24 protein-coding genes and 1 other RNA gene are annotated in these 24,606 nt (G+C 60.2%); 13 read left to right on the plus strand and 12 right to left on the minus strand.

Annotation, left to right across the window (positions count from 1 at the left end):
• Nucleotide 1: 1 nt before the first annotated feature.
• The 4 genes from AKV04_RS03280 to AKV04_RS03295 form a co-directional block, all read right to left on the minus strand.
• The gene (locus AKV04_RS03280) at nucleotides 2–1,084 is read right to left on the minus strand and encodes an ABC transporter ATP-binding protein (protein WP_054005050.1); all 1,083 of its coding nucleotides are present in this window, start codon (nucleotides 1,082–1,084) and stop codon (nucleotides 2–4) included.
• 3 nt (nucleotides 1,085–1,087) lie between these two features.
• A complete protein-coding gene (locus tag AKV04_RS03285) occupies nucleotides 1,088–1,999 on the minus strand; it encodes a carbohydrate ABC transporter permease (protein ID WP_054005051.1) in 912 nt (303 codons plus the stop codon).
• On the minus strand, nucleotides 1,992–2,885 hold the full coding sequence (locus AKV04_RS03290) for a carbohydrate ABC transporter permease (protein ID WP_054005052.1): 894 nt from the start codon (nucleotides 2,883–2,885) through the stop codon (nucleotides 1,992–1,994). The genes AKV04_RS03285 and AKV04_RS03290 overlap by 8 nt, the downstream gene beginning before the upstream one ends.
• 84 nt (nucleotides 2,886–2,969) lie before the next feature.
• Nucleotides 2,970–4,199 (minus strand): ABC transporter substrate-binding protein, encoded by a 1,230-nt coding sequence (locus AKV04_RS03295; protein WP_054005053.1) that lies wholly within the window; start codon nucleotides 4,197–4,199, stop codon nucleotides 2,970–2,972.
• A 350-nt stretch (nucleotides 4,200–4,549) separates the two neighbouring features.
• Between AKV04_RS03295 and AKV04_RS03300 the strand changes: the two genes are divergently transcribed.
• The 3 genes from AKV04_RS03300 to AKV04_RS03310 are packed head-to-tail and all read left to right on the plus strand — an operon-like array spanning nucleotide 4,550 to nucleotide 7,810.
• Complete coding sequence (locus AKV04_RS03300; RefSeq protein ID WP_156317335.1) at nucleotides 4,550–5,581, plus strand: LacI family DNA-binding transcriptional regulator; 1,032 nt, start codon at nucleotides 4,550–4,552, stop codon at nucleotides 5,579–5,581.
• A gap of 9 nt (nucleotides 5,582–5,590) precedes the next feature.
• The gene (locus tag AKV04_RS03305; protein WP_054005054.1) at nucleotides 5,591–6,646 is read left to right on the plus strand and encodes a sugar phosphate isomerase/epimerase family protein; all 1,056 of its coding nucleotides are present in this window, start codon (nucleotides 5,591–5,593) and stop codon (nucleotides 6,644–6,646) included.
• Nucleotides 6,647–6,649: 3 nt separating this feature from the next.
• Nucleotides 6,650–7,810: a Gfo/Idh/MocA family protein gene (locus AKV04_RS03310; RefSeq protein WP_202905559.1), complete on the plus strand. Its 1,161-nt coding sequence runs from the start codon at nucleotides 6,650–6,652 to the stop codon at nucleotides 7,808–7,810.
• 74 nt (nucleotides 7,811–7,884) lie between these two features.
• Here the strand turns inward: AKV04_RS03310 and AKV04_RS03315 are convergent, their stop codons facing one another.
• The 5 genes from AKV04_RS03315 to AKV04_RS03335 form a co-directional block, all read right to left on the minus strand.
• Nucleotides 7,885–9,030 carry an NUDIX domain-containing protein gene (locus AKV04_RS03315; RefSeq protein WP_054005055.1) on the minus strand — a complete coding sequence of 382 codons (1,146 nt, stop codon included), beginning with the start codon at nucleotides 9,028–9,030 and terminating at the stop codon, nucleotides 7,885–7,887.
• A complete protein-coding gene (locus AKV04_RS03320) occupies nucleotides 9,006–9,446 on the minus strand; it encodes a TrgA family protein (protein WP_054005056.1) in 441 nt (146 codons plus the stop codon). Before AKV04_RS03320 ends, AKV04_RS03315 begins: the two co-directional genes overlap by 25 nt.
• A 27-nt stretch (nucleotides 9,447–9,473) precedes the next feature.
• On the minus strand, nucleotides 9,474–10,703 hold the full coding sequence (locus AKV04_RS03325; protein WP_054005057.1) for an SAM-dependent methyltransferase: 1,230 nt from the start codon (nucleotides 10,701–10,703) through the stop codon (nucleotides 9,474–9,476).
• Complete coding sequence (locus AKV04_RS03330; protein WP_054005121.1) at nucleotides 10,703–12,151, minus strand: cryptochrome/photolyase family protein; 1,449 nt, start codon at nucleotides 12,149–12,151, stop codon at nucleotides 10,703–10,705. The genes AKV04_RS03325 and AKV04_RS03330 overlap by 1 nt, the downstream gene beginning before the upstream one ends.
• 159 nt (nucleotides 12,152–12,310) lie before the next feature.
• Nucleotides 12,311–13,543, minus strand: coding sequence for an aminotransferase class V-fold PLP-dependent enzyme (locus tag AKV04_RS03335; RefSeq protein ID WP_054005058.1), 1,233 nt, complete (start codon nucleotides 13,541–13,543; stop codon nucleotides 12,311–12,313).
• A 516-nt stretch (nucleotides 13,544–14,059) separates the two neighbouring features.
• On the opposite strand from AKV04_RS03335, the gene AKV04_RS03340 reads away from it, so the two are divergent.
• From AKV04_RS03340 to AKV04_RS03375, 9 genes are all read left to right on the plus strand, one after another.
• Nucleotides 14,060–15,109 (plus strand): extracellular solute-binding protein, encoded by a 1,050-nt coding sequence (locus tag AKV04_RS03340; RefSeq protein ID WP_054005059.1) that lies wholly within the window; start codon nucleotides 14,060–14,062, stop codon nucleotides 15,107–15,109.
• 165 nt (nucleotides 15,110–15,274) lie between these two features.
• Nucleotides 15,275–15,632: a transfer-messenger RNA gene (gene ssrA / locus AKV04_RS25320) on the plus strand.
• A gap of 187 nt (nucleotides 15,633–15,819) precedes the next feature.
• Nucleotides 15,820–16,620, plus strand: a complete 801-nt coding sequence (locus AKV04_RS03345; protein ID WP_054005060.1) for a chromate resistance protein ChrB domain-containing protein — start codon at nucleotides 15,820–15,822, stop codon at nucleotides 16,618–16,620.
• Nucleotides 16,617–17,861, plus strand: coding sequence for a chromate efflux transporter (gene chrA, locus AKV04_RS03350; RefSeq protein WP_054005061.1), 1,245 nt, complete (start codon nucleotides 16,617–16,619; stop codon nucleotides 17,859–17,861). The genes AKV04_RS03345 and chrA overlap by 4 nt, the downstream gene beginning before the upstream one ends.
• Before the next feature lie 62 nt (nucleotides 17,862–17,923).
• Nucleotides 17,924–18,373 carry an SspB family protein gene (locus AKV04_RS03355; protein ID WP_054005062.1) on the plus strand — a complete coding sequence of 150 codons (450 nt, stop codon included), beginning with the start codon at nucleotides 17,924–17,926 and terminating at the stop codon, nucleotides 18,371–18,373.
• 26 nt (nucleotides 18,374–18,399) lie between these two features.
• On the plus strand, nucleotides 18,400–18,954 hold the full coding sequence (locus AKV04_RS03360; protein ID WP_054005063.1) for a class I SAM-dependent methyltransferase: 555 nt from the start codon (nucleotides 18,400–18,402) through the stop codon (nucleotides 18,952–18,954).
• Between the two features lie 91 nt (nucleotides 18,955–19,045).
• Nucleotides 19,046–20,440: a class II fumarate hydratase gene (gene fumC, locus AKV04_RS03365; RefSeq protein WP_054005064.1), complete on the plus strand. Its 1,395-nt coding sequence runs from the start codon at nucleotides 19,046–19,048 to the stop codon at nucleotides 20,438–20,440.
• Nucleotides 20,440–20,628, plus strand: coding sequence for a DUF4169 family protein (locus tag AKV04_RS03370; protein WP_054005065.1), 189 nt, complete (start codon nucleotides 20,440–20,442; stop codon nucleotides 20,626–20,628). Before fumC ends, AKV04_RS03370 begins: the two co-directional genes overlap by 1 nt.
• Nucleotides 20,625–20,840 (plus strand): ribbon-helix-helix domain-containing protein, encoded by a 216-nt coding sequence (locus AKV04_RS03375; protein ID WP_054005066.1) that lies wholly within the window; start codon nucleotides 20,625–20,627, stop codon nucleotides 20,838–20,840. The genes AKV04_RS03370 and AKV04_RS03375 overlap by 4 nt, the downstream gene beginning before the upstream one ends.
• Here the strand turns inward: AKV04_RS03375 and AKV04_RS03380 are convergent.
• From AKV04_RS03380 to AKV04_RS03390, 3 genes are all read right to left on the minus strand, one after another.
• The gene (locus tag AKV04_RS03380; RefSeq protein ID WP_054005067.1) at nucleotides 20,837–22,180 is read right to left on the minus strand and encodes a cytochrome P450; all 1,344 of its coding nucleotides are present in this window, start codon (nucleotides 22,178–22,180) and stop codon (nucleotides 20,837–20,839) included. The genes AKV04_RS03375 and AKV04_RS03380 overlap by 4 nt on opposite strands.
• Nucleotides 22,177–23,397 (minus strand): hypothetical protein, encoded by a 1,221-nt coding sequence (locus AKV04_RS03385; protein WP_054005068.1) that lies wholly within the window; start codon nucleotides 23,395–23,397, stop codon nucleotides 22,177–22,179. The genes AKV04_RS03380 and AKV04_RS03385 overlap by 4 nt, the downstream gene beginning before the upstream one ends.
• Before the next feature lie 62 nt (nucleotides 23,398–23,459).
• Nucleotides 23,460–24,200 carry a cytochrome c biogenesis CcdA family protein gene (locus AKV04_RS03390; protein WP_054005069.1) on the minus strand — a complete coding sequence of 247 codons (741 nt, stop codon included), beginning with the start codon at nucleotides 24,198–24,200 and terminating at the stop codon, nucleotides 23,460–23,462.
• A gap of 136 nt (nucleotides 24,201–24,336) precedes the next feature.
• Between AKV04_RS03390 and AKV04_RS03395 the strand changes: the two genes are divergently transcribed.
• Complete coding sequence (locus AKV04_RS03395; protein WP_054005070.1) at nucleotides 24,337–24,564, plus strand: sulfurtransferase TusA family protein; 228 nt, start codon at nucleotides 24,337–24,339, stop codon at nucleotides 24,562–24,564.
• Nucleotides 24,565–24,606: the final 42 nt, after the last annotated feature.

The raw sequence follows: 24,606 nt of genomic DNA on the forward strand, positions 1-24,606 counted from the left end.
CTCAGACCCGCTGTTCACTGGCGGTATCGAAGATCGAGGCCTTTGAGATATCCACCTTCAGATGCACCGGCGTCCCTGCTGCCATCCGGCGTTCGACCGGCACACGGACCGACATTTTCAGACCACCCTCGGCCTCCAGCCAGACAAGGGAATCCGCACCCATCGGCTCGTCAATCTCGACCACCGCCGGGATCGTCAGGCCGGGTTCCGAGTGGTCCTGAATGTGCAGATGCTCGGGACGTAGGCCGAGGATGGCTTTGGGGCGATCCAAGATCGCACCGCCCTCATAGCCCGCGAGGTTGATCTTGGTGCTGGCGAATTGGAACGCCGCCCCGCCGTCAATCGTAGCCCCATGCAGGAAGTTCATCGACGGGCTGCCGATGAAACCGGCCACGAACAGGTTCGACGGCCGGTTGTAGATTTCCTGCGGCGCGGCAAGTTGCTGGATGATACCGCTGCGCATCACCGCGATACGGTCGGCGAGGGTCAAAGCCTCAATCTGGTCATGCGTGACGTAAACCATCGTGTTGTTCAAACGGCTGTGCAAGCGCTTGATTTCCACACGCAATTCGCTGCGCAGCTTGGCATCCAAGTTCGACAAAGGCTCGTCAAACAAGAACACATCGACATCGCGTACCAAGGCCCGCCCGATGGCCACCCTTTGCCGCTGACCGCCCGACAAAGCCGCAGGTTTGCGATCCAACAGCGGCTCAATCTGCAAAATCCCCGCCGCCCGCGCGATGCGTTTGTCGATTTCTTCCTTCGGCATCTTGGCGTTCTTCAGCCCGAACGACAGGTTTCCCCGCACCGTCATCTGCGGATAAAGCGCGTAGGATTGAAACACCATGCCGATGCCGCGATCCGACGGCTCGGCCCAAGTGACGTTCTTGCCCTTGATCCAGATCTCACCATCGGTGATGTCCAACAGCCCGGCCAAACAGTTCAGCAACGTGGATTTCCCGCAGCCCGAAGGCCCCAGCAGAACGATAAACTCGCCCTCGGCCACGTCGATATTCATGTTTTTCAGCACCGAAACCGAACCGAAATTCAAGCTCAGGTCTTTGACTTGGATGGAATGGGTCATGGGTCAGCCTTTCACGGCGCCAGCAGCAATGCCGCGAACAAAGAGTTTGCCAGAGACGAAGTAGATGATCAGCGGCACGAGGCCGGTCAGCAAAGTCGCCGCCATGTTGACGTTATATTCCTTCACCCCCTGCACCGAGTTGACGATGTTGTTGAGCTGCACCGTCATCGGGTAAATCTCGGGCTTGGTGAACACGACGCCGAACAGGAAGTCGTTCCAGATGCCGGTGATTTGCAGGATCAGCGCCACCACGAAAATCGGCAGGCTCATCGGCACCATGATCTGAAAGTAAATCCGCCAGAACCCGGCGCCATCGACGCGCGCGGCTTTGAACAATTCTTCCGGCAAGCTGCTGAAATAGTTGCGAAACAGCAGGGTCAGGATCGGCATCCCGAAGATCGTATGCACAAGGATCAGACCGTAAAGAGTGCCGTAAATATGCATCTCACGCAGCAAGATCACGATCGGATACAGCATGATTTGATAGGGGATGAACGAGCCGAAAATCAGGATGGTGAAGAACACTTCACTCCCTTTGAAGCGCCAGTTCACCAACGCATAGCCGTTCACTGAAGCCACAATGATCGAGATGATCACCGAAGGCACCGTGATCATCACCGAGTTCCAGAAACCGCGGCTCAGCCCATCACAGTTCAACCCGGTGCAAGCCTCGGACCATGCTTTGACCCAGGGTTGAAAGGTGATCTCGACGGGCGGCGCGAAGATATTGCCCATGCGGATTTCCGGCATGCCTTTGAGCGAGGTCATCACCATCACCCAGAGCGGCAAAAGGTAGTAGACCGACACCACAAACAAGGTGCCATAGAGCATGATATTGCCGCCCGAGAACCGAGTTTTCGGCTTCGCCCCGCGTGGCCGCACGACCGTCGCGCTGTGAATTGCTACATCAGCCATGCTTTTTGCCCCCAAATTCCAGATAGGCCCAAGGCACCAGCACGATCAGCACCGACAGCAACATCATCGTGCTGGCGGCAAAGCCTTGGCCGAGGTTTTGCGCGGTGAACATGTAGCGATAGACATACATCGCGGGCACTTGGCTGGCATTGCCCGGCCCACCCGAGGTTTGTGCCACCACCAGATCATAAAGCTTGATGATGCCTGCCGCGACGATCACCAAAGTGGTCATAAACACCGGGCGCATCATCGGTATCACCACATAGATATAGGTTTTCCATTTCGGGATGCCGTCAACGCGGGCAGCTTTCCAGATATCTTCGTCAATGCCGCGCAGGCCCGCCAGCATCAGACACATGGTAAATCCGGTGCCCTGCCACAGCCCTGCGATCAGCAGGCCATAGAGAACCGTATTCGGATTGTGCAAAGGATCGAAGGTGAAGGTCTCAAACCCAATCCGGCGCACCACTTCTTGAATCCCCATCTCGGGGTTCAAAATCCACTGCCAGACAAGACCGGTGACGATGAAAGACAATGCAAACGGATACAGCATGATGGTGCGGAAGGCGTCTTCAAAGCGGATTTTCTGATCCAGCAGCACAGCCAGCACGAAACCCATCACGATGGTGAAAATCAGCGACATCACGCCATAAAACGCGAGGTTCCAGATCGCGGCATTCCACAGATCGTTCGACCAAAGCCGCTTGTATTGGTCGATGCCAACAAACTCCAGCCTCGGTAACAGCTTGGAATTGGTGAAGGAATACAGCACCGTCCACAACGTACCGCCGACAAACACCACCATGGTGGTCAGCACCATCGGCACCGCCGCGACCTTGGCGTTCAGGTTGCGAAACAGCCGCAGCCCCCTTGGTTTTCCTGCCATGCTCTGCCTTCTCCCCCGCAAATCCGCACTTGGTCACAAAAGCGCCGCCCGAACGGGTCGGACGGCGCTTTTGCAGTGGAAGGCTTAAAGCCCGGTTTTCAGGATTTCGACGTAACGCGCTTGGGCATCTTCTGGGGTCATATCGCCGCTCCAGAATTCGCTCTGCATGTCACCCAGTTGGGTTTGCACATCCGGCGACCAGACCTGATCGCCTGCGGGCACGACGTTGCCGGATTTCAGGATCTCCAGACCCTTCTTCATGCAGTCGTTGGCAGCGGACATGTCGATATCACCCCGGATCGGCAGCGAGCCCTTCTTCAGGTTGAAAGCGACTTGCACATCCGGGCTGACCAACAGCGCAGCCAGACGCTTCTGTGCGGCTTCCTTCTCAGGGTCCGCCAGTTTCGGGAAATAGAATGCATCGCCGCCCGTCGAAAGGTAAGCGTTCAGCCCAAGACCCGGCAGGCAGGTGTAATCTTTGCCCGCAACCTTGCCCGCCACCGCGAATTCGCCCTGCGCCCAGTCGCCCATGATCTGACCCGCCGCTTCACCGGTGATCACCATATTGGTGGCTTGGTTCCAGTCTTGCACCGTCGATTTCGACGCCAGTTTGCGCGCGTCGGCAGAGGCTTGGAACACTTTCAGCATTTCGGGCCCAGCGGCGGCTTCCATATCTTTGTCGACGTTGACCTTCTTCCACAGATCAAGCCCGCCGATACCGACCGCAATCGCGTTGAACGCAAGGTTCGATTGCCACGCCTGACGCCCCAAAGCCAAGGGGATCTTACCAGCGGCCTCAACCTGCGGTGCCGAGGCGACAAATTCGGTCCAGTTGGTCGGGATCGGGATGCCCAAATCTTCGTAAATCTTGTTGTTGATCCACAGCCATTCTGGCGAGTGGATGTTCATTGGCGCACAATAGACCTTGCCATCAATCGTGCAGCCATCCAGCAGCGAGATCGGGTTGATCACGTCACGCCATTTCTGAGCCTCGGCCACATCGGTCAGGTCCAGCATCAAGCCAGCCTGCACCAGCTCCAGCGCTTGCTGGCCGTGGTTGAACTGCGTCGCCCCCATCGGATCACCGCCAGTGATGCGTGCGATCATCACCGGGCGGGCGGTATCGCCGCCGCCTGCAATCGCGCCGTCAACCCAATGATCGCCCGACGCGTCAAAGGCTTTCGCAAGCTCAGCCACCGCCGCCGCTTCGCCGCCAGAGGTCCACCAATGCGTAACTTCCAGATCGGTGGCATTGGCCCCAGACGGCAGCGCAACCGACAACAACAGGCCAGCGGCCAGTTTCCAATTCTTCATGTGATCCTCCCAGATCGTTTGGTATTCTGCCAAATCGCTTGATATTCTTGTCGTCTATATCGTTATAGTTCGATCCTATAACGTTATAGTTTTCTCAATCAAGCAATCTTTTCGCTTGTCGGTTGTAAAATTCTGCGCCTTGATTGCGGCTGGTATGTGCAGGATCTTCGGCTTGGGCGTTGCTGCTTGCGTGCGAGGAAGCCTCTGAAATTATGGGCAAGTTGGCGCGGATTACGATCACTCTGAACCGGACATCCGCCGCAGGTCGCAAAGGGAAAGGGCGAATCACTGGGCTGGAAGATTGCGCGGATTACCGCCAAAAGAAGCGGCAGGCTTCGGGAATGGATGCGATGACAGAATCACCCCTGCCCCTTGTCGGGGCGGAACGACCCACGCTGAAAACCATCGCAGCCGCCACCGGCCTTGCGATTGCCACGGTCAGCCGTGCGCTGAAAGATGCCCCCGATATTGGTGAGGAAACCAAGCGCCGGGTGCGCGAAACTGCGTTGAAACTCGGCTACCGGCAGAACCGCGCAGCTGTGCGTTTGCGCACAGGAAAGACCAATGTGATTGCCCTGCTGCTGTCCACCGAATCCGATGTGATGAACCACACCTCGAAACTTCTATACTCCATCGCTGATGCCCTGCGCGGCACCGCCTACCATCTGGTGGTGATGCCGTTCTTCCGCGACCAAGACCCGATGGACCCGGTGCGCTACATAGTGGAAACCGAAAGCGCCGATGGCATCATCCTGAACCAGACCAAGCCCGACGATCCGCGCATCCGCTATATGACCGAGCATCACATTCCGTTTGCCACGCATGGCCGCACCGATATGGGGCTCGATCACCCGTATTTCGACTATGACAATGAAAGCTTCGGTCGCCTTGCCGTGCAGGCCCTAGCTGAACGGCAGCGCCGCCATGTCTATATGATCGCCCCGCCGCGCAACCACATGTACGCCCGCCATATGATCATGGGGGCCAGCCAAGAGGCCGCCGCGCGGGGTATGCGGTTTGAATTGGCTGATGGCGTCACGTCGGACAGTTCCGCCGATGACATCGAAGCCGACATTGCACGTCGCTTTTCTAGGACGGCACCAGATGCGATCATCGCAGGCTCCACCACCGGGGCGATTGCGGCGGTGGCAGGGGCGGAAAGCGCAGGCTTGCGCATCGGCCAGGATTTCGATGTTGTCTCAAAAGAAGCCATCCGCCTGTTGCACCGCTTTCGCAAAGAGATGATCGTGGTGAACGAGGATGTGGCCCGAGCCGGAAATTTTCTGGCCCGCGCTGTTATGGCCGCGATAGAGGGTCGCGCGCCGGATGAAGGACAAGCACTGGAAGTGCCGCAAGCGTCGGACTTCCGCACGGGAAACTAGGGAGAGATTATGAAGACGATCAAAGGACCGGCGCTGTTTTTGGCGCAATTCGCAGCCGACGCGGCCCCGTTCAACAGCTTCGATTCGATCACCAAATGGGCCGCCGATTGTGGCTACAAGGGCGTGCAGGTGCCGTCATGGGATGCGCGGCTGATTGATTTGGACAAAGCAGCCAGCTCAAAAACCTACTGTGATGAATTGAAGGGCATCGCCGCGCAGAATGGCGTCGGAATCACCGAACTTTCGACTCACCTGCAAGGCCAGTTGGTCGCCGTCCATCCCGCCTATGACACTCAATTTGATGGCTTCGCCGCCCCCGAAGTGCGTGGCAATCCGAAGGCCCGGCAGGCTTGGGCGGTGGATCAGGTCACCAAAGCCCTGACCGCCAGCAAGAACCTTGGCCTCACCGCCCATGCCACCTTTTCGGGCGCGCTGGCCTGGCCTTATCTCTATCCATGGCCGCAGCGCCCGGCGGGTCTGGTTGAAGAAGCCTTTGATGAACTCGCCCGTCGCTGGACGCCGCTTTTGAACCATGCCGATGCCTGCGGCATTGATCTGGCCTACGAAATTCACCCCGGCGAAGACCTGCATGACGGCATCTCGTTTGAGATGTTCCTAGAGCGCGTCAACAACCACCCCCGCGCCAACATGCTGTATGATCCCAGCCACTACGTTCTGCAACATCTTGATTACCTTGAGCATATCGACATCTACCACGAGCGGATCAAGATGTTCCACGTCAAGGATGCCGAGTTGAACCCCACAGGCCGCCAGGGCGTCTATGGTGGCTTTCAGTCTTGGATCAATCGTGCGGGCCGCTTCCGCTCGGTCGGCGATGGGCAGGTCGATTTCGGCGGCATCTTCTCAAAACTCACCCAATACGGCTTTGACGGCTGGGCGGTGGTCGAATGGGAATGCTGCATCAAACACCCCGAGGACGGCGCGCGCGAAGGGGCTGCCTATGTCGCCAAACAGATCATCCGCGTGACCGAGAAAGCGTTCGACGACTTCGCAGACGCAGGCACCGACCGCGCCGCCAACCGCCGCATGTTGGGATTGGAGTAAACCATGGCGATCACCGCAGCCCATACCGCCCGCAGCCCCCGCATCCGCCTTGGCATGGTCGGCGGCGGCCGCGGCGCTTTCATCGGCGCCGTCCACCGCATAGCCTCACGCATTGACGACCAATACGAACTGGTTGCAGGCGCGTTTTCATCCGACCCCGACCGCTCCGCCGCCTCTGCCGCCGATCTGGGCGTGGCACGCAGCTATGGCAGCTTTGCCGAGATGGCGCAGAAAGAGGCGCGTCGGAAGGACGGCATTGAGGCCGTCGCCATCGTCACCCCCAACCACATGCACGCCCCCGTCGCCTTGGAGTTCCTGAAACGCGGCATCCATGTCATCTGCGACAAACCGCTGACAGCGACGCTGGCGGAGGCGAAAAAGCTGGCGAAAGCCGCCGAAGCCTCGGGCGTGGTGTTTGCGTTGACCCACAACTACACCGGCTATCCGATGATCCGCCAAGCCAAAGCCATGGTGCAGGCGGGCGATCTCGGCGACATCCGGCTTGTGCAGGTTGAATACGCGCAAGATTGGCTGGCGCATGAGGTCGACAACAAACAAGCCGATTGGCGCACCGATCCGGCCCGTTCCGGTGCGGGCGGATCGACGGGGGATATCGGCACCCATGCCTTCAACCTCGCCAATTTCGTCAGCGGTCTGACGCTGGCCGAACTCGCCGCCGACCTGCAAAGCTTCGTCCCCGGCAGGCGCGTTGATGACAACGCCCATGTCCTGCTGCGCTATACCTCTGGCGCGCGCGGGATGCTGTGGTGCAGCCAAGTCGCGGCAGGCCAAGAAAACGGCCTGCGCTTGCGGATGTACGGCACCAAAGCCGGGATCGAATGGGAGCAAGAGAACCCCAACTACCTCTGGGTCACCCCCTTGGGCGCGCCGCGCTATCGGTTGACCCGTGGCGGCGCAGGCTCGGGCGAAGCAGCCGCCCGCCTGACGCGCATCCCCCCCGGCCATCCAGAGGGCTATCTGGAAGGCTTTGCCAATATCTACGCCGAGGCAGGCCGCGCCATTATTGCCCGCCGCGACGGCAGCCTACTGGACAGCGCGGTCAGCTTTCCGGGGCTGAAAGAGGGCCTTGAAGGCGTCGCTTTTGTCGATGCCTGCGTGCGCTCATCGGCCAGAAACGGCGCTTGGACCACGCTGGCGCTGTAACACCGCCTACCCCCGCGCAACCGGAATTTTCGAAAATTCCGGCACGATTTTTCTCAAAAATCGGTTGCGCGGGGTCAGGCCTTGCGCAACCGATCCCGGTTCTGTGCCAGCCAAAACGCGGTCAGCACGGTCGGCGCGTTGGAAATCTCTCCCGAAGCCACCAGCGCCATCAGCCGATCAAAGCTGATCAGATGGCCGCGAATATCTTCCGCCTCGCCCTCCACCCCAAACACCCCCGCCGCCGTATCGGGCAGATCGGTCAGCGCAACAAATGAATACAAGAACTCCGCCGAACACCCCGGCGTCGGATAGTAGCTGGCGACCGGCAGCAGATCGGTCAACACCAAGCCTGCCTCCTCCACCGCCTCACGCCGCGCCGCCTCAACCGGCGTTTCCCCCGGGTCAATCCGACCCGCAATCGCCTCAATCTGCCAAGGCTGCGGATCGCCGCGCAGATAGGGCCCGGCACGGAACTGATCGACCACCAGCACCCGGTCACGCAGCGGATCATAGGGCAGCACCGTCACCGCATCGCAGCCGATGAACCCGGCCCGCGTCACCTGCGGGCTCATACTGCCGTCAAAGCGGCGGAAGCTGACGTCGATTTCTTCCATCGCGAAAAACCGCGCGTAGGGTTCGCGCAAAGCCGCCACCGACACATCCCCCACCCCGGCGCGATGGCGCAGGTCTGTCGGTGAAGCACCAGATGCCCGCACCCGAGACGCCCCGCGCGCCAGCATCTGCTCAAACCGTGCCGCTACCGCGCGCGGCGGCTTCACCCCGAACAGCGCCAGATAATCCTTGGCCATCGCCACAAATTCAGCGCCAAATTGCGGCTGCCACTGCTCCAACGCCCAAACACCGCCGCGCTCACACTGCGACGCGCAAGCCTCGGGGTGAAACACCACGGCCTCAACCACCGCGTCGTGTTGCATCACCGCCATGGCGCGGCCGCTATACCCAAAACCGCCCTCAAAGAAATCCATCCGCGCCACATCGGCCTCAGAGCCAGCCGTGACCAAAATCCCCTCGGCCCGCGCGCCGGGCTCGGCAATCAGGACGGGAAAACTGCGATCCTTCACCCAATACAGCGCATGATCTGCCAGCCAAGCCGGGGTGGCCACCACCTCATGCCCCAGCACGGCCTCGAGCAACGGCAGGTGCCGCAAGGTGCCGCAGAAGAAATACGGATGGTTCACGACCAGCGCTTCCCGGCCCATTCGGTGATCAAGCCAGCGACAATGCCACCCACCAAGATCACCCCCAGCATATCCGGCACCAACAGCATTTTGCCGTAATCAAACATCAACTGGAACACCCCCAAAACCGCTTCCATCGGGCCGTCATACATCATCCGCATGGATTTCTTGATCATGAAGTACAGCGAAAACGCCAACAGCGCCCAGAACACCAACAAGAGCGCCGTCACCAGCCCCGCGTTGATCGCCTCGCGGTAGCCTTTGCGGGTCAGCTTGCCCATCACCAGCCAGCCGGTGATGAAGCCAATCGCCGCTGTGATCTCGCGGAAATAGCCCAAGGGCGTGCCCTCGGGCAGATATTTGACAAAAGTCTGCGCTGCGAGAAAGCCCAGCAGCGCATAGGCCACCGCGGCGACAAGTTTAGAGGCAGTGGGCATGGCGATCCTTCTTGGCTGTAGCTCAGATCACGCCGTCCCCACCTCTGCAATCGGGCGGGTCAGCGTGATCTGCGTTACATCGCAGTTTCCGCCCTCAAACGTGCCAGCACAAGAGGCGAGATAAAAGTTCCACATCCGCCGGAATCTCTCATCAAAGCCAAGCCCAGCCGCTTCGGCCCAGCGCGCATTGAACGTGGCATACCAGCGCCGCAGCGTCTGGCTGTAGCTTTTGCCAAACTCAATGGAGCCTTTGACCCGCAGCCCGGCGCGTTCCGCCTCACGCTTCAGCACCGAGGGGCTGGGTAGCATCCCGCCGGGAAAGATGTATTTCTGAATGAAATCAACGCTTTTACGATAGATTTCAAATCGTGCCTCTTGCACGGTGATGATCTGTAACGTCGCATTGCGCCCCGGCTTCAAGCGATTGCGCACGGTGTCAAAATATACCGGCCAGTATTTCTCACCCACCGCCTCGAACATCTCGATACTGGCGATGCCGTCGTAAAGCCCAGTCTCATCGCGGTAGTCTTGCAGCTTGATCTCTACCTTATCCTGCAGCCCCAACCGTTGCATCCGCGCCACGGCAAAATCATGTTGCGCTTGGCTGATCGTCAAAGCCGTCACCCGCAGACCACGCTCTTTCGCGGCATATTCGGCAAACCCGCCCCAGCCGCAGCCGATCTCCAGCACATGATCACCGGGCTGCGCGCCCATCTGATCCACCATCGAGGCATATTTTTGCGCCTGTGCGGTCTCAAGGCTTTCCTGCCCAGTGCGGTAAATCGCTGACGAGTAGGTCATGGTATCGTCCAGCCACAGGCGGTAAAAGTCATTGCCCAGATCATAGTGATGCGCGATGTTCTTCTTGGCTTGGCGTTTCGAGTTCGATTGCAGCCAGAACCGAAACCGCTCATACGCCCGCACCAAAGCCATGCCGGGGAAGGCATCGTAGACCTCGCCATTGCCCTCATGCACCAGATCCATGAAGGTCATCAGGTCAGGGCTGGACCAGCCGCCCTCGACATAGGCCTCGCAAAACCCCAGATCGCCCTCGCGGATCAGCCGCGCGAATAGATCCGGGTCGTGTACGGTAATCTCCGCCACTGGCCCCGGATTTTGCCCCTCGACGCGAAAACGGCGGCCATCCGGTAGGACGAAATCCAACCGCCCGTTGCGCAGCTTTTGCGCCAGTTCGAATACGGCGGAAAAATAGCGCGGCAGGTGCTTTTCGCCTTTGGTCGTCGTCAACACCTCCATCATTCTCTCCCATCTTTCTCGGTTTGCCCCGCAGCGCGACCCCGCGCAGCATAGGCCTCCAGTGCCCGCGCCCGCCCATCGGCGAGGCTGAAAATCGGGTCCGGGTAAGTCTGCGTCACCGCGAGGTTCCAGCGCCTTGGCACCGCTGCAAAATAGCTCTGCGCCTCTGGCCCCGGCTTGGCCGATATCTCTGCAATCCAGCGTCGCCGATATGCCCCATCGCTGTCAAATTTTTCAGCCTGTCCGGCGGGGTTGAACACGCGAAAATAGGGTGCCGCATCGGGGCCAGAGCCTGCCACCCATTGCCAGCCCATCGCATTGGCGGCCTCATCCCAATCGGTCAGACACTCGGCAAACCAAGCCTGCCCCAGCCGCCAATCGGTCAGCAGATGCTTGGTCAGATATGAGGCCACCACCATCCGCGCCCGGTTGTGCATTCGCCCGCTGACATACATCTCGCGCATCGCCGCATCGACAAACGGCTCGCCGGTCATGCCACGCCGCCACGCTTCGGCTTGGCGGTTGTCACTGCGCCACGGGAAATCCTCCCAACCCTCACGCCAGCTTTGCGTCAGGATATGCGGCGAGTGGTGCATCAGATGATAAGCAAACTCGCGCCAGACCAGTTCCTTGCAGAACTGCTCCGCCCCGGCATCACCCTGATGCAAGGCACGCTGCCCCGCCGCCCAAATGGTGCGAGGCCCGATCTCCCCCCAAGCCAAATTCTCCGACAGCCCCGAGGTCGCACCAATCACCCCCGGAAAATCCCGCGCCGCCTTGTAGCGAACCACCGAACTGTCGATAAATTCATCCAGCCGCGCGAGGGCCGCAGCCTCGCCCACCCGCTGATGCGGCAAGCACACCACCGCCCCGCGCCGCATCGCAGCGCCCATCTGCCAATCGGCCAGATCTTCTGAGGCAGGCCAAATATCAGGCGCACGCATCGCCGTCACCGCAGGCACCGGAGGCGAAAACCCACGCGCCGACACAGCCTTCCAGAACGGCGAATAGACCTTGTAATAGCCGCCCTGCCCGGTCGCGACTTCCCAAGGCTCGATCAACAGCGCCCCCGGAAAGCTTTCGGCGACCAGCCCCTTCGCCTTCAGCGCCGCCTTCACGCCGGTATCGCGCGCCACCGCCTGCGGATCATACATCCGCTGCCACATCACCCCCGCAGCCCCGGTTTCAGCAATCAAACCCTGCAACACCGCCAAAGCATCGCCACGCCGCAGGATCAGCCGTTGCCCCATCGCGGCAAGCGTTTGGGCAAACCGCGCAACCCCCAAGCCCAGCCGCCATTTCGCCGCAGCCCCCAAAGCCTCGGCCTGAGCATCCAGCACAAACACCGGCAACAACGGCCGACCCGAGGCCACAGCCGCCGCCAACATCGGGTGATCTGAAAGCCGAAAATCCCGCCGAAACCACAAAATCAAAGGCTGATCTGCCATCACATCCCACATCGTTTCAACTGCTTACGCAGCCACCGCCCGATCAGATCACTTGCCCGTCCGCTCTGCTCAAATATCCTGAGGGGGGAGCGGAGCGGGGGGCGCACAGCCCCCCCGATTTCCGCCACGGAAATCGTCCACGATTTTTCTCAAAAATCGCTACAGCACCCGGTCCAGCGCCCTGATCAACTGCGCAACCTCCGCCGCCGAGGTGTAATGCACCAAAGACATCCGCAGCACGCCCTGCTCCAGATCAACACCCATCGCCGTCAATGGCCGCACCGCATAGAAATCGCCCGCCCAGCACGCAATCCTCGCGCGTCCCAAAGCCTCTGACACAGGCTCCGCCGCGCGGTCCAACACCACTGCCACGGTTGGCGCACGGTCCTCGCCGCGACGCGGCCCGATCAACCGCAGATCATTGCGCGCCGCCAGATAATCCAGCAGCGGTGCCACCACTGCCACCTCATGACTGCGCATCAGATCATGCACTGCCCGGTTCCGCTGCGCCGCATCAGCCTCTGCCCCGAAATGATGCGCGTGCAAAGCGTCAATGTAATCCGCCATCCCGGCACAAGCCGCGATCTGCGCATGATCCGGTCCGGCGGGGGTGAAGCGTTTATACAGCGACCCTGCGTTGAAATAATGCCCCTGCGCCGGTAATTCCGCGCCGAATTCCTCAGAGATCAGCATGATGCCCTGATGCGGCCCATAGGTCTTATAGGCCGAAAACAGATACACATCGCAGCCCAAAGCCGCAAAATCCGGCAGCCCATGCGGCGCGTAAGACACCCCATCCACCACCACCCGCGCCCCAGCCGCCTTGGCCTGTGCGGAAATCGCCGCCACATCGTTGATCTCAGCCACCACGTTCGAGCAATGCGGCAGACACACCAGCCGTACTTTGCCATCCGCCAGCAGTGCGCTCAAATCCGCCGGGTCCAAACTCCCGGTCTGCGGATCAATCTGCCACTCGCGCACCTCAATACCCTCGTCGGCCAACCGCCGCCACACCCCAGAATTCGCCTCATGATCCTGATTTGTCACCACAATCGCGGCCTTCGCCCCTTTCAGCCACACCCGCACCGCCTGCGCCAACACATAAGTATTGGCGCTGGTCGAGGGCCCAAACGACACCTGCTCCGCCTTCACCCCCATCAGCCCCGCCAGCCGCGCGCGCGCCTCGTCCATCTCGGCCCCGCCCGCCTGCGCCCCCGGATAGGGGCCATAGGGCTGCACTTTGCGATCCAGATAAAACCGATGCAGCCGGTCCACCACCTGACGGCAGGGGTAAGATCCCCCGGCATTCTCAAAAAAAGCATGGCTCGACAGCACCGGGCTGTCAAAAGCCGGAAACTGGCTGCGCACGAAATTCAGATCAAGCTTGGTCATCAAACACCTCTCATTGCGGTTCAGACAAACGGCCCAGCTGGAGTCCACGGGTTTTGCAAAGGCCGTGGCAGGTCTTCCAGCCAAGCCGCAGCCCCGCATAGGTGCTGTGGCAGACCCCGCTTAAGAGCGGGTTCGAAGCAAACTTAACCAAGGATGGCCAAGGCGTAAACCCGGCAAATTTCAAACTGAGACACTGCCAAATTCCCGACGCTTGGAGTGCGGTTGTGCGTCCGCCCCGCCCAAATACCCGATGCGGCTCGGGGCTGGCCCCAAAAACCGCTGGCTCCCAAAGCCGCTGGCTCGTCTAAAGCCGCAAGGCCAGTCAGCCAAAGCGCAGCGAATAGTGCCACGCCCGCGTGCTTTGACCAAAATTCAACCAGACGCCCGCTGCAAAAGCCGCGCAACCCGAGCGAACCTGCAATAAGGTCTTGAGCCAACCCGACGCCCGCTCTAGCCTTGCGCCATCCTCAGGCCGCAGCAGACATAAGTGGCCCCCTAACAGCCGGAAGGAACCCCATGCGCCTCACGAAACTTTTCGTCAGCACGGCCATCGCGCTCAGCTTCGCCAGTCTTGCCCATGCCGCCGACCCAGACCTCACCGTCTTCGACTGGGCGGGCTTTGAGAATCAGGCGCTGATCGAGGCTTACGTTGCCAAAAACGGCGATATGCCGACCTATTCCTTCTTCGGCGACGATGACGAAGCCTTCCAGAAAGTCTCCAACGGTTTCAAAGCCGATGTCGCCCATCCCTGCGCGCAGATGGTGCAGAAATACCGTGACGCGGGCCTGATCGAGCCGTGGGATGTCAGCAAAATCCCGCTCTATGGCGAGATCGGCGAGCGCTACAAGAACTCCAAGATCTTCGCCGATGACACGGGCGTGTGGTATATTCCCACCGACGGTGCCTATACCGCCGTGGCCTATAACACCGATCTGGTGAAGCCCGAGCAGGTCGCCTCGCTGCAAGTCTTCGTCGATCCGGCCTTCGCAGGCAAAATCTCGCTGCCCGACAACACCGATGACACCTGGTCGCTGGCCCTGCTGGCCACAGGCGTTTCGGATTGGACCCATGTGACCGACGAACAATTTGCCGCCGCCGCCGCTTGGTTGCGTCTGGCCCATGCCAATGTCCGCACCTACTGGGCCGATCCGTCGGAGCTGGCGCAGCTGATGAAAACCGGCGAAGTGGTGATCGCTTGGACGTGGAACGATGGCGTCGCCAATATGAAAAAAGAAGGCGTGCCAGTTGCGTTCCAGCGCACCCCGAAAGAGGGCGTCGCCAACTGGTTCTGCGGCTATGTCAACTTCAAGGACGGTCCCGGCAAGGAAGAAAAAGCCTATGATTTCATCAACGCTTGGCTGGACCATGGCTCGGCCAAGGGCTTGCTCGACAACTTCGGCTACGTCCACGCCAATGATGTGGCGATGAAGGACATCCCGCTGGAGGAGTTGAAGGCGCATGACGTCGATCCGGTCGATGGTATTTTGCTGTCGCAGGTACCGATTGACCCCGCAATGCGCGACCGCATGACGCAAGAGTTTGAGATGATCAAATCCGGCTTCTGATCCATTGCGAAACTGCCAAAACGCCCGCAATCCATTGCGGGCGTTTTGCTTTGCGCGGGCGCGCCTCGCAAGAAACCACGGCAATCCTTAACAAAGTGTTAAATCAACACCGACAACCCATTGATATAAAACATATAAAAAAGGTCCCGAGTTGGGACCGCACACCACCTTGCGCCGCCAGTCCCCTGCCCCTATATTCACCCTGTCCGGGGTAACTCGGACTATGGCGATAAACGCACCCATAATAAACGGCTCGGACCCGGGGGCGGTACCCGGCGACTCCACCAATTCACCCTTTCATTTGGGGCGTGTGGGGTCGAAACAGGATCGACGAACGTCTAAAGGGGCCAGCTTTTGCTCGGTGAGGTACCACCGTTATCGGTCCAAACGTACAGTTGCAAATGACAACCGTGCTCCGGCAATGGCTTTGGCTGCGTAAGCAGTTCGAGTCGCCGAAACTAAGCCCTTGCGCTTAGCCGCGTAAGGCGGGGTCCGCCGGAACCTGGCAACAGAATCCGGCACTTTTACCTCTTTGTTTTCAAAATATTGCGCGCTGGTTTGTCGTCGCATTCTGCGCAAAATATCCAGCACTAGCTTGTCCGCGCTTGACGCATCCGCCCGAATTTCCTATCCAAACTCATGGGGTCCGCGAACACCCCGTGAGGCTTAGGCTCAAGGCTCGCATCCCATGTCACCGCACAGGATGCCCCATGCCCGGACCAAACCAGATCACCCCCGCCCAGCTGATGCGCCTGATCGGCCTGCCCGATGCCCCGACCATCGTCGATATCCGCATTGCCGAAGACCTCACCGCCGATCCCCGGTTGATCCCCGGCAGCTTCACCTTGCCGCATGATCGCTTCGATCCCGCCCCGACCAATCTGCTGGGCCAAAAAGTCATTGTCGTCTGCCAAAAGGGCCGCAAACTTTCCGAAGGCGTCGCAGCCCTCCTGCGCAGCCAATCGATTGACGCGCAGGTTTTGGAAGGTGGCTCAATGGCTTGGGCCGGGGCAGGCCTTCCAATGATCGCGTTCAAAGCCCTACCGCCAACAAACCTCTGGGTCACCCGCCACCGCCCCAAAATCGACCGCATCGCCTGCCCTTGGCTGATCCGCCGCTTCATCGACCCCACCGCCCGCTTCCTGTTCGTCGCCCCGTCCGAGGTCCAATCCGTCGCCGACCGTTTCAACGCCACCCCCTTCGACATCGAAGACTGCTTTTACAGCCACCGCGGTGACACCTGCACCTTCGACAGCCTGATAACCGAATTCGCGCTGCACATCGATGCTCTGCAACGCCTTGCCCTGGTCGTGCGTGCCGCAGACACCGACCGTCACGACCTATCCCCCCAAGCCGCTGGCCTGCTTGCAATTTCTGTCGGCCTGTCCCGGCAATACCGTGACGACCTTGAACAACTGGCCGTCGGAATGACAATCTACGATGCCCTCTACCGCTGGGCGCGCGATGGTCATGATGAAGGCCACGACTGGCCCGTAGGCCGCAGCGTATGACCACGCTCCCCGACCTCACCCGCGCCTTTGCCCGCATTGGCATCCTGTCCTTCGGCGGTCCCGCCGCCCAAATCGCCATGATGCACCGCGAATTGGTCGACGAGAAACACTGGGTGACCGAGGAGGAGTACCTCTCGGCCCTGTCGTTCTGCATGCTGCTGCCCGGCCCCGAGGCAATGCAACTCGCCACATGGATCGGCTGGCGCAAACACGGCACAATCGGCGGGCTGATCGCCGGCGGGTTGTTCGTCCTCCCCGGCGCGCTCATCGTCCTAGCGTTATCAATGATCTACGCCGCATGGGGCACCCTGCCGCTCGTCGCCGCTATGTTCACAGGCATACAAGCCGCCGTCTTGGCCGTGGTCATCGAGGCCCTGTTGCGCGTCTCCAAACGCGCCCTGAAAGCCCGCGCACAATGGATCACCGCGGCTCTCGCCTTCGCAGCCCTGTTCTTCTTCGCTGCCCCTTTCCCCGTCGTGATCCTTGCCGCTGGCCTCTGGGGATTTTTTACTGCAAAATCAAATTCTTCCACCACCACAGCCATGCCCACCCCTTGGGCGGAATCCCTGCGCGCCACGGCGATCTGGGGCGCGGTCTGGCTGGTGCCGCTTGCCCTGATTGTGCTGTTCGCCCCCGCTATTCTCGCCGACATCGCTTTGTTCTTCTCCAAACTCGCGATGCTGACCTTCGGCGGTGCCTATGCGGTGCTGACATGGATGGCACAGGATGTGGTGCAGCAAAAACAATGGCTTACCCTACCACAGATGATCGACGGCTTGGGCCTTGCCGAAACCACCCCCGGCCCGTTGATCCTTGTCACCGAGTTTGTCGGCTACCTCGCCGCCGCCAAACAGGGCATTGCCATGGGCCTCGCAGGCGCGCTGATCACCCTCTGGATGACCTTCGCCCCCTGCTTTCTGTGGATATTTGCAGGCGCGCCGTGGATCGAACGCCTCACCCACGCCCCGCGCCTAAGCCAAGCGCTCAAATCCATCACCGCCGCCGTCGTCGGCGTCATCGCCAATCTGTCGCTGTGGTTCGCGGCCCATGTGATCTTCGCCAGCGTCACCCCGCTCAGTCTCGGCCCGCTGCAACTGATCTGGCCCGACCCCACCAGCCTCAAAGCCCTACCTACCGCCCTTGCAGGCATAGCCGCCTACCTGCTGCTGCGCCGCCACTGGCCGCTGCTGGGGGTCCTCGCCCTCTGCGCGATAACTTCCGCTGCAGTTGCAGCATTCTAAGCCGCCCCCCTTCCCTTTAGGCCCGAATCCCCTATGGTGGCAGCATTACGAAGGGGTGGCTCATGGCGAAGTCGATTGATTACGGAAACCTCATGCACCGCGCGATGCGGGGATTGATTCAAACCGTTCTCAAGGATGTGTCGGTCCACGGTCTCCCCGGCGCGCATCATTTCTTCATCACCTTTGACACCACGGTTGAGCAGGTTGTGATGGCCGACTGGCTGCGCTCACGCTACCCCGGTGAGATGACGATTGTGGTGCAACATTGGTTTGAAGACCTGATCGTCACCGACGAAGGCTTTGAAATCACGCTGAATTTCGGCAACCAACCCGAGCATCTTGTGATCCCTTTCGACGCCGTGCGCACCTTTGTTGACCCGTCGGTTGAGTTTGGTCTGCGGTTTGAAACTCATGAAGACGAAGACGACGAAGATGAAGACCCCGAAGACGATCCGCCGCCGCCACAGGGCGAAGCGCAGATCGTCCGGCTGGATAAATTCCGCAAGCAATAGACTTGGATGTTTTACAGGAGGCTGCGATGCCCAAAGAAACCACACTGTTCTTGCGTCAATTCCTGAGCAATCCGCTGCAAGTCTCCTCTGTGGTGCCATCTTCTCGTTGGCTGGCCCGCGCCATGGCGCAAGGTTTAGGGCCAAATTCGGGGCGTGTGGTTGAATTCGGGCCCGGAACCGGCGTTCTGACCAGCGGCATTTTGGAAACCGGCCTGCCGCCGGAAAACCTGACTCTGTATGAGATGAGCCCCAGCTTTACCGAGTTGCTGCGGCAGAAATTCCCCAACATCACCGTGCACAACGCTGCCGCACAATCGGTTGTTGGCAACGTCGAGCCCGGCGTTGAGGCGGTGATTTCCGGCCTGCCGCTGCTGTCGATGCCCATAGCGGTGCGCGAATCCATCGTGAAGGCCGCGTTTGAAATCCTCGGCCCCAATGGAACTTATGTCCAATTCACTTACGGCGCCAAGCCAGCATTGTCGACCGAACAGTTGGGTCGGTTGGGTCTAAAGGTTATCGCGGGGCCGAAAGTCTGGCTAAATATCCCGCCTGCCCGGATTTTCATCTTCCAGCGCGCCTGAGTTCGGAAAATTTTGGTATACCTCTGCATACCGATTGAATTTTTGAGCCTGCCACGCTAAGCCGCAGGCATCTTAATTTGGAGGCTTGCAGATGTCCGCCACTCGCACCGAAACCGACAGCTTTGGCCCGCTGGAAGTTCCCGCCGATAAATACTGGGGCGCGCAAACCCAGCGCTCGATCCAGAACTTCCCGATTGGCTGGGAGCGTCAGCCGATTGCCATCGTCCGCGCCTTGGGCGTGATCAAAAAGGCCTGCGCGCTGGTCAACATCGCGCAGGGCGACATTGATCTAGGCTTGGGCGAGACGATTGCCAAAGCCGCGGAAGAAGTCATCGACGGCAAATTTGATGATAACTTCCCGCTGGTGGTCTGGCAGACCGGCTCCGGCACACAGTCGAACATGAACGCCAACGAAGTGATCTCAAACCGCGCGATTGAGATGCTGGGCGGCGTGAAGGGCAGCAAAAAGCCGGTGCATCCGAACGATCACGTCAATATGGGGCAATCGTCGAACGACACCTTCCCCACCGCGATGCATGTCGCTATCGGCATGATGGCGCGCGATGTGCTGCTGCCGGGTTTGGTCAAGCTACATGCGGCTTTGGATGCTAAGGCCATTGAATTTAAAGACATTATCAAAATAGGCCGCACCCATACGCAGGATGCGACGCCCTTGACCCTGGGGCAAGAATTCTCCGGCTATGCCAAGCAAGTCGATAAAGGCATCGCGCGGGTCAAGATGTGCCTGCCCGATATCTATGAGTTGGCCCAAGGCGGCACCGCCGTTGGCACCGGCCTGAACACCCGAGTCGGCTGGGATGTGCGGGTTGCTGCGGCGATTGCCGAGATCACCGATCTGCCCTTCGTCACCGCCCCGAATAAATTCGAAGCACTCGCCGCCCATGACGCCATGGTGATGTTCTCAGGCGCGCTGAAAACTGTCGCCGCTTCGCTGTTCAAAATCGCCAACGACCTGCGCCTTTTGGGCTCCGGCCCGCGTTCCGGTTTGGGCGAATTGATCCTGCCAGAGAACGAGCCCGGAAGTTCCATCATGCCGGGCAAGGTCAACCCGACCCAAGCCGAAGCTTTGACCATGGTGTGCGCGCAGGTGATGGGCAATGACGCAGCTGTGGGGTTTGCGGGATCGCAGGGGCATTTCGAATTGAATGTCTACAACCCGATGATGTCCTATAACGTCTTGCAAAGCATGCAGCTTTTGGGCGATGCGGCGGGGTCGTTCACCGACAATATGGTTGTCGGTACCCAAGCCAATATCGCCCGCATCGACAAGTTGATGAAAGAATCGCTGATGCTGGTGACGGCTTTGGCCCCCACCATCGGCTATGATGCGGCCACCAAAGTCGCCAAAACCGCGCATAAAAACGGCACCACCCTGCGCGAGGAAGCCATCGCTTTGGGTTATGTTGACGGCGAAACCTTTGACCGCGTGGTGCGGCCCGAGGATATGATTGGGCCGAAAGGCTAATGGCTGAGATTATCAACCTGCGCGCGGTGCGGAAGGCCAAAGATCGGCTTGAAGCCCGCTCGCAGGCGGATGCCAATGCGGTGAAATTTGGCCGCCGCAAAGGTGATAAGGCGCTGGAAGCTGCGCGTTTGGATAAAGAAAAGCGCGACCTTGATGGCCACGCACTGACCCCGAAAGACCCGGAATGAGCGGCAGGCCCGTCAAACATTCGGTGACGCTGAAGGGCCACCGCACCTCGATCTCGCTGGAAGCCGCATTTTGGGACGGCTTTTGCGAAATTGCCCGCGCGCGCGGCCAAACCCTGAACGCCCTAGCCGCAGAAATCGACGCGGGCCGCGCGGATGACATCGGCCTCGCCTCGGCCATTCGGGTGTTTGTGCTGGCTCAGTTACGCGGTTAACGCCGACTGATCCGCAGCCAAATACCGTCTTTCGCCCGCACCGTCAGATGCGCCACGGGCACAGCCTCACGCCCCGCCACACATTCAAACCGGAACGCCCGCGCCAAAAGTGCCAGCAACAGGGTGCCTTCGACCATCGCAAAGCCCGCTCCCGTGCAAACCCGTGGCCCCGCCGAAAACGGCATATAGGCATCGCGGGCGCAGGCGCGATTTTCTTCAGTTTGCCAACGGTTTGGGTCAAATTCATCGGGGCGCTCCCAGATGCGTTCGTGGCGGTGCAAATGCCACGGGCTGAGCACAATTTGCGCCCCCGGAGCCACCTTACGCCCCCGCATCTCCTCGGGCACCGCATTTTCGCGCACCATCATTGGCACCGGAGGATACAGCCGCAGCACCTCGCGAAACACATCGCGGGTGAAGCGCAATTTGGGCAGGGCAGAAAATTCCGGCCGATCGCCCAAAGCCAGCGCCTCGCCTGCGACCTTTTCCTGCACATCGGCGTCCATTGCCAGCATCAGCAGCGCCCATGACAAAGCCGAAGCGCTGGTTTCATGCCCGGCCAGAAAGAAAATCGCCACCTGATCGACCATCTCAGCGGTTTCAAACCGTTCTCCTGTCTGCGGATCGGCGGTTGTCATGATCTTGGTCGCCAAATCATCCGGCGCCGTCCCCGCCGCAATCTCAACCGCGCGTCCTTCCGTCAATCGCGTGATCAGCCCTCGGATCACCGCCGCCGAACGCTTGGTGGCAGGGCGATGAAACCGCGGCACCCATTTCGGCAAGGGTAGAAAAGCCGCAAGGTTGAGAATGGGTTGCGCGCGCTGATAAGTGCGGAATTCGGCGAAAACCGCCGCAGCCACCTCATGCTCAATCGGGATTGAGAACAGCGTGCGGAAGATCACATCCGCCGCTGCGTGGCTCATCTCCGCCTCAACCTCGACCTCCCCCAACGGCATCCGCGCCAACGCCGCCTGCCCCGCCGCCCACATCGCGGGAAAGGTGTCACGCAGCCGCCCACCTTCAAATGCCGGATCAATGATGCGACGCTGACGCTTCCAGACCTCGCCATTGGTCACAAAAACCGAATTGCCGAGCAGCGGGTTCAGCCCCTCACGGATGCGGTTGGATTTGGGGAAATCATCGGGCCGCTCGATCAAAACCCGGTTCACCAAAGCCGGATCGTTGCACATATAGCTGCGGAAGAATGGCGTGCGGAACTCGGCCATCCAAGCCCGATAGAGCCGCACGGGCTGTGCCGACAGGATATCGGCGCGGAACAACCGCAGATATTGCAGCAGCGAAACCTTGTCGGCGCGCGGGCGCGGCTTGGGCGGGATCATGCCATATCCCGGTAGCCAGAAGCCGGGCGGGTGATGCGGTTTTTTGAGGGGGCGCGGTCGCGGTAACGGTCGGCCAAACTAAGCGGTCCGGCGGTGATTTGGAAGTAATCGTAGTCTCCGGGGCGATCAAAGGCGCACAGGTATTGAAAATGCAACCGGAAAAACTTCCAGCGCAACTCTTTCCACCGTGTGGGCGACAGGGTTTGGCTGAACGCGGCAGAGATTACCAAGGGCCAGCGTTTGTCCGGCGGGGCCACGCCGGTCACCGCCACCGGATCGCATAACGCAAAGGCGCAGCCATCGCCGGGGGCGGTCACATCGACCCAAACCAGTTCCTCGCTTGCGGAGAGATAGTGCAGATCCGCTCGCAGACGCTTGGCTTTCGGCAAGAAGGACACCATCGGCACCACTTGGCCCAGCGACAAAAACCCCAACCGCGCCGCCTTTGCGGGCAGTCCTTCCCGCAACAAGTCGGCCAGAATAGACACCGCCAGATGCGCGCCCGAGGAATGGCCAACCACCAGAATCTCATCAAAACCCGCCGTCATAGCGTCGCGGATCGAAAGACGAAACGCCGTCATCCGGGCTTCGAGTTCCGGCGGATTGGCCCCGCCCGCCTGCGCCGAATAGGCGTAATCATGCATGAGGTAATAGGCGAAAACCTTGTTATCCCAGCGCTTGAAGGCTCGCAGCAGCGCCCAGATCACCCCCAGACCCGCCACCCAACCCAAGGCCGGATGCGCATAAGCCACCAATTCACTGACGCCCCAACCTGCCAAGCAAGCCAAAAGCAACTCTGCCAGCAGAAACACAAACGGATAGAGGGCCGCGATCATCGGCCCCTTGCGCAACCCCGCCAGTCGAAACACCGCGCCCGAGCCGATATAGGCGTAGGCGGTGAGCAGCAGTTGCAGATAGGTCGCCAGAATCCCCCGCGCCATCGAGGTTTTGACGATATCAGACCACACCAGCACCTCGACATCCGCCTCGGTCACCGCCCCATCCATCGTGCCGGTCACATGCCAACCATAAGGACCACCAGTCTTTTTCGGTTTCAAAGCAAGCTGATAGCCCGAGATCTGCGCCTGCGCTTGGCCTTCCTTGCGGTAAAGCTCGCGGTAGCGGCGCGGATGAATTGGATCGTAGCCGGGGATATAAAACACCCGCCTGCGCTGCACGCGCTGATCGGGAAATGCTTGCGGGGTGATCGGTTCCATCGTGCCTCTGTCCAGTTGACGGCATCATGGCAGAGGAATTGGGCGATTTTAAGAGGAGAATTCTAGCCCAGATTGGCGAGGAAGGGCACATTCTCCAACAGCCAGTAGGAGAAGGATGAAAAACCACCCGTCAGCATCAACAGGCCGATGGTCCACAGCAGCAGGCCCATGATCTTCTCGATCCGCTCGGCGTGGCGCTTCATGAAGGCCACGAAGGGGGCAAGGCGGGTGAAGAAGGCGGCGACCAACAGGAAGGGGATGCCCAGACCCGCCGCATAGACCGCCAGCAGGGTCATGCCACGCGCGACATTGCCTTCTTGTGCGGCGAGGGACAGGATCGCACCCAGTTGCGGGCCGATGCAGGGTGTCCAGCCGAAGGCAAAGGCGAGGCCGAGCACGTAAGCGCCGAAGGCCGAGCCGCCTTGATCGCCTGCGTCCAAGCGCATCTCACGGTCGAGAAAGCCGATGCGGTAGATGCCGATGAAATGCGCCCCGAAGATCATCACCACCACGCCTGCGATGGTGGCGAAGGTGCTGGCATTGCCGAGGAAAAACGCGCCAAAGGCCGAGGCGGCGAGGCCGAGCAGCAGGAATACGGTCGACAGGCCAAGCACGAAGAACAGCGCAGCCAACAGCGGCGAGCGCCCGGTTTTCATCTCGGACACCGAGATGCCCGACATATAGGCCAGATAAGGCGGCACGATGGGAAGCACGCAAGGCGACAGGAATGACAGGATACCGGCCACAAGGGCCACCAGCATCGCCGGGATCAGGCTTGCGTCAAAGATGTCGATGCCAAACATGGGGACTCCGTTTTGACTGATCTAACGCAGTTGGCGGCTAAGGTCACGCTGTTGGACCTCACGTCTGCGTGCGGCATTTTGGGCTGGCGTCGTAGCCTCCGGCGGGGATATTTGAGCGCAGAGGATGGGCTTGGTTATGGATTGGGACGTGGAGTTGGATTGCTTGGGGCTGCTCTGCCCCCTGCCCGTGCTGCGGGCGCGCAAGCGGTTGCTTGGAATGACGGCAGGACAGGTTTTGCGGGTGCTGGCCAGTGACAAGATGGCGGCGATTGATCTGCCGCATTTCTGCGTCGAGGTTGGGCATGATTATCTGGGGGCCAGCGCGATCGAGGGCGGCAGCGCCTATCTGATCCGGCGCGGATAGAGAAAGGGCGGCGGGTTTCCCCACCGCCCCATCGAACAATTT

Origin of the sequence: Cypionkella psychrotolerans (assembly GCF_001294535.1) — a bacterium.
Taxonomy (GTDB): domain Bacteria; phylum Pseudomonadota; class Alphaproteobacteria; order Rhodobacterales; family Rhodobacteraceae; genus Cypionkella; species Cypionkella psychrotolerans.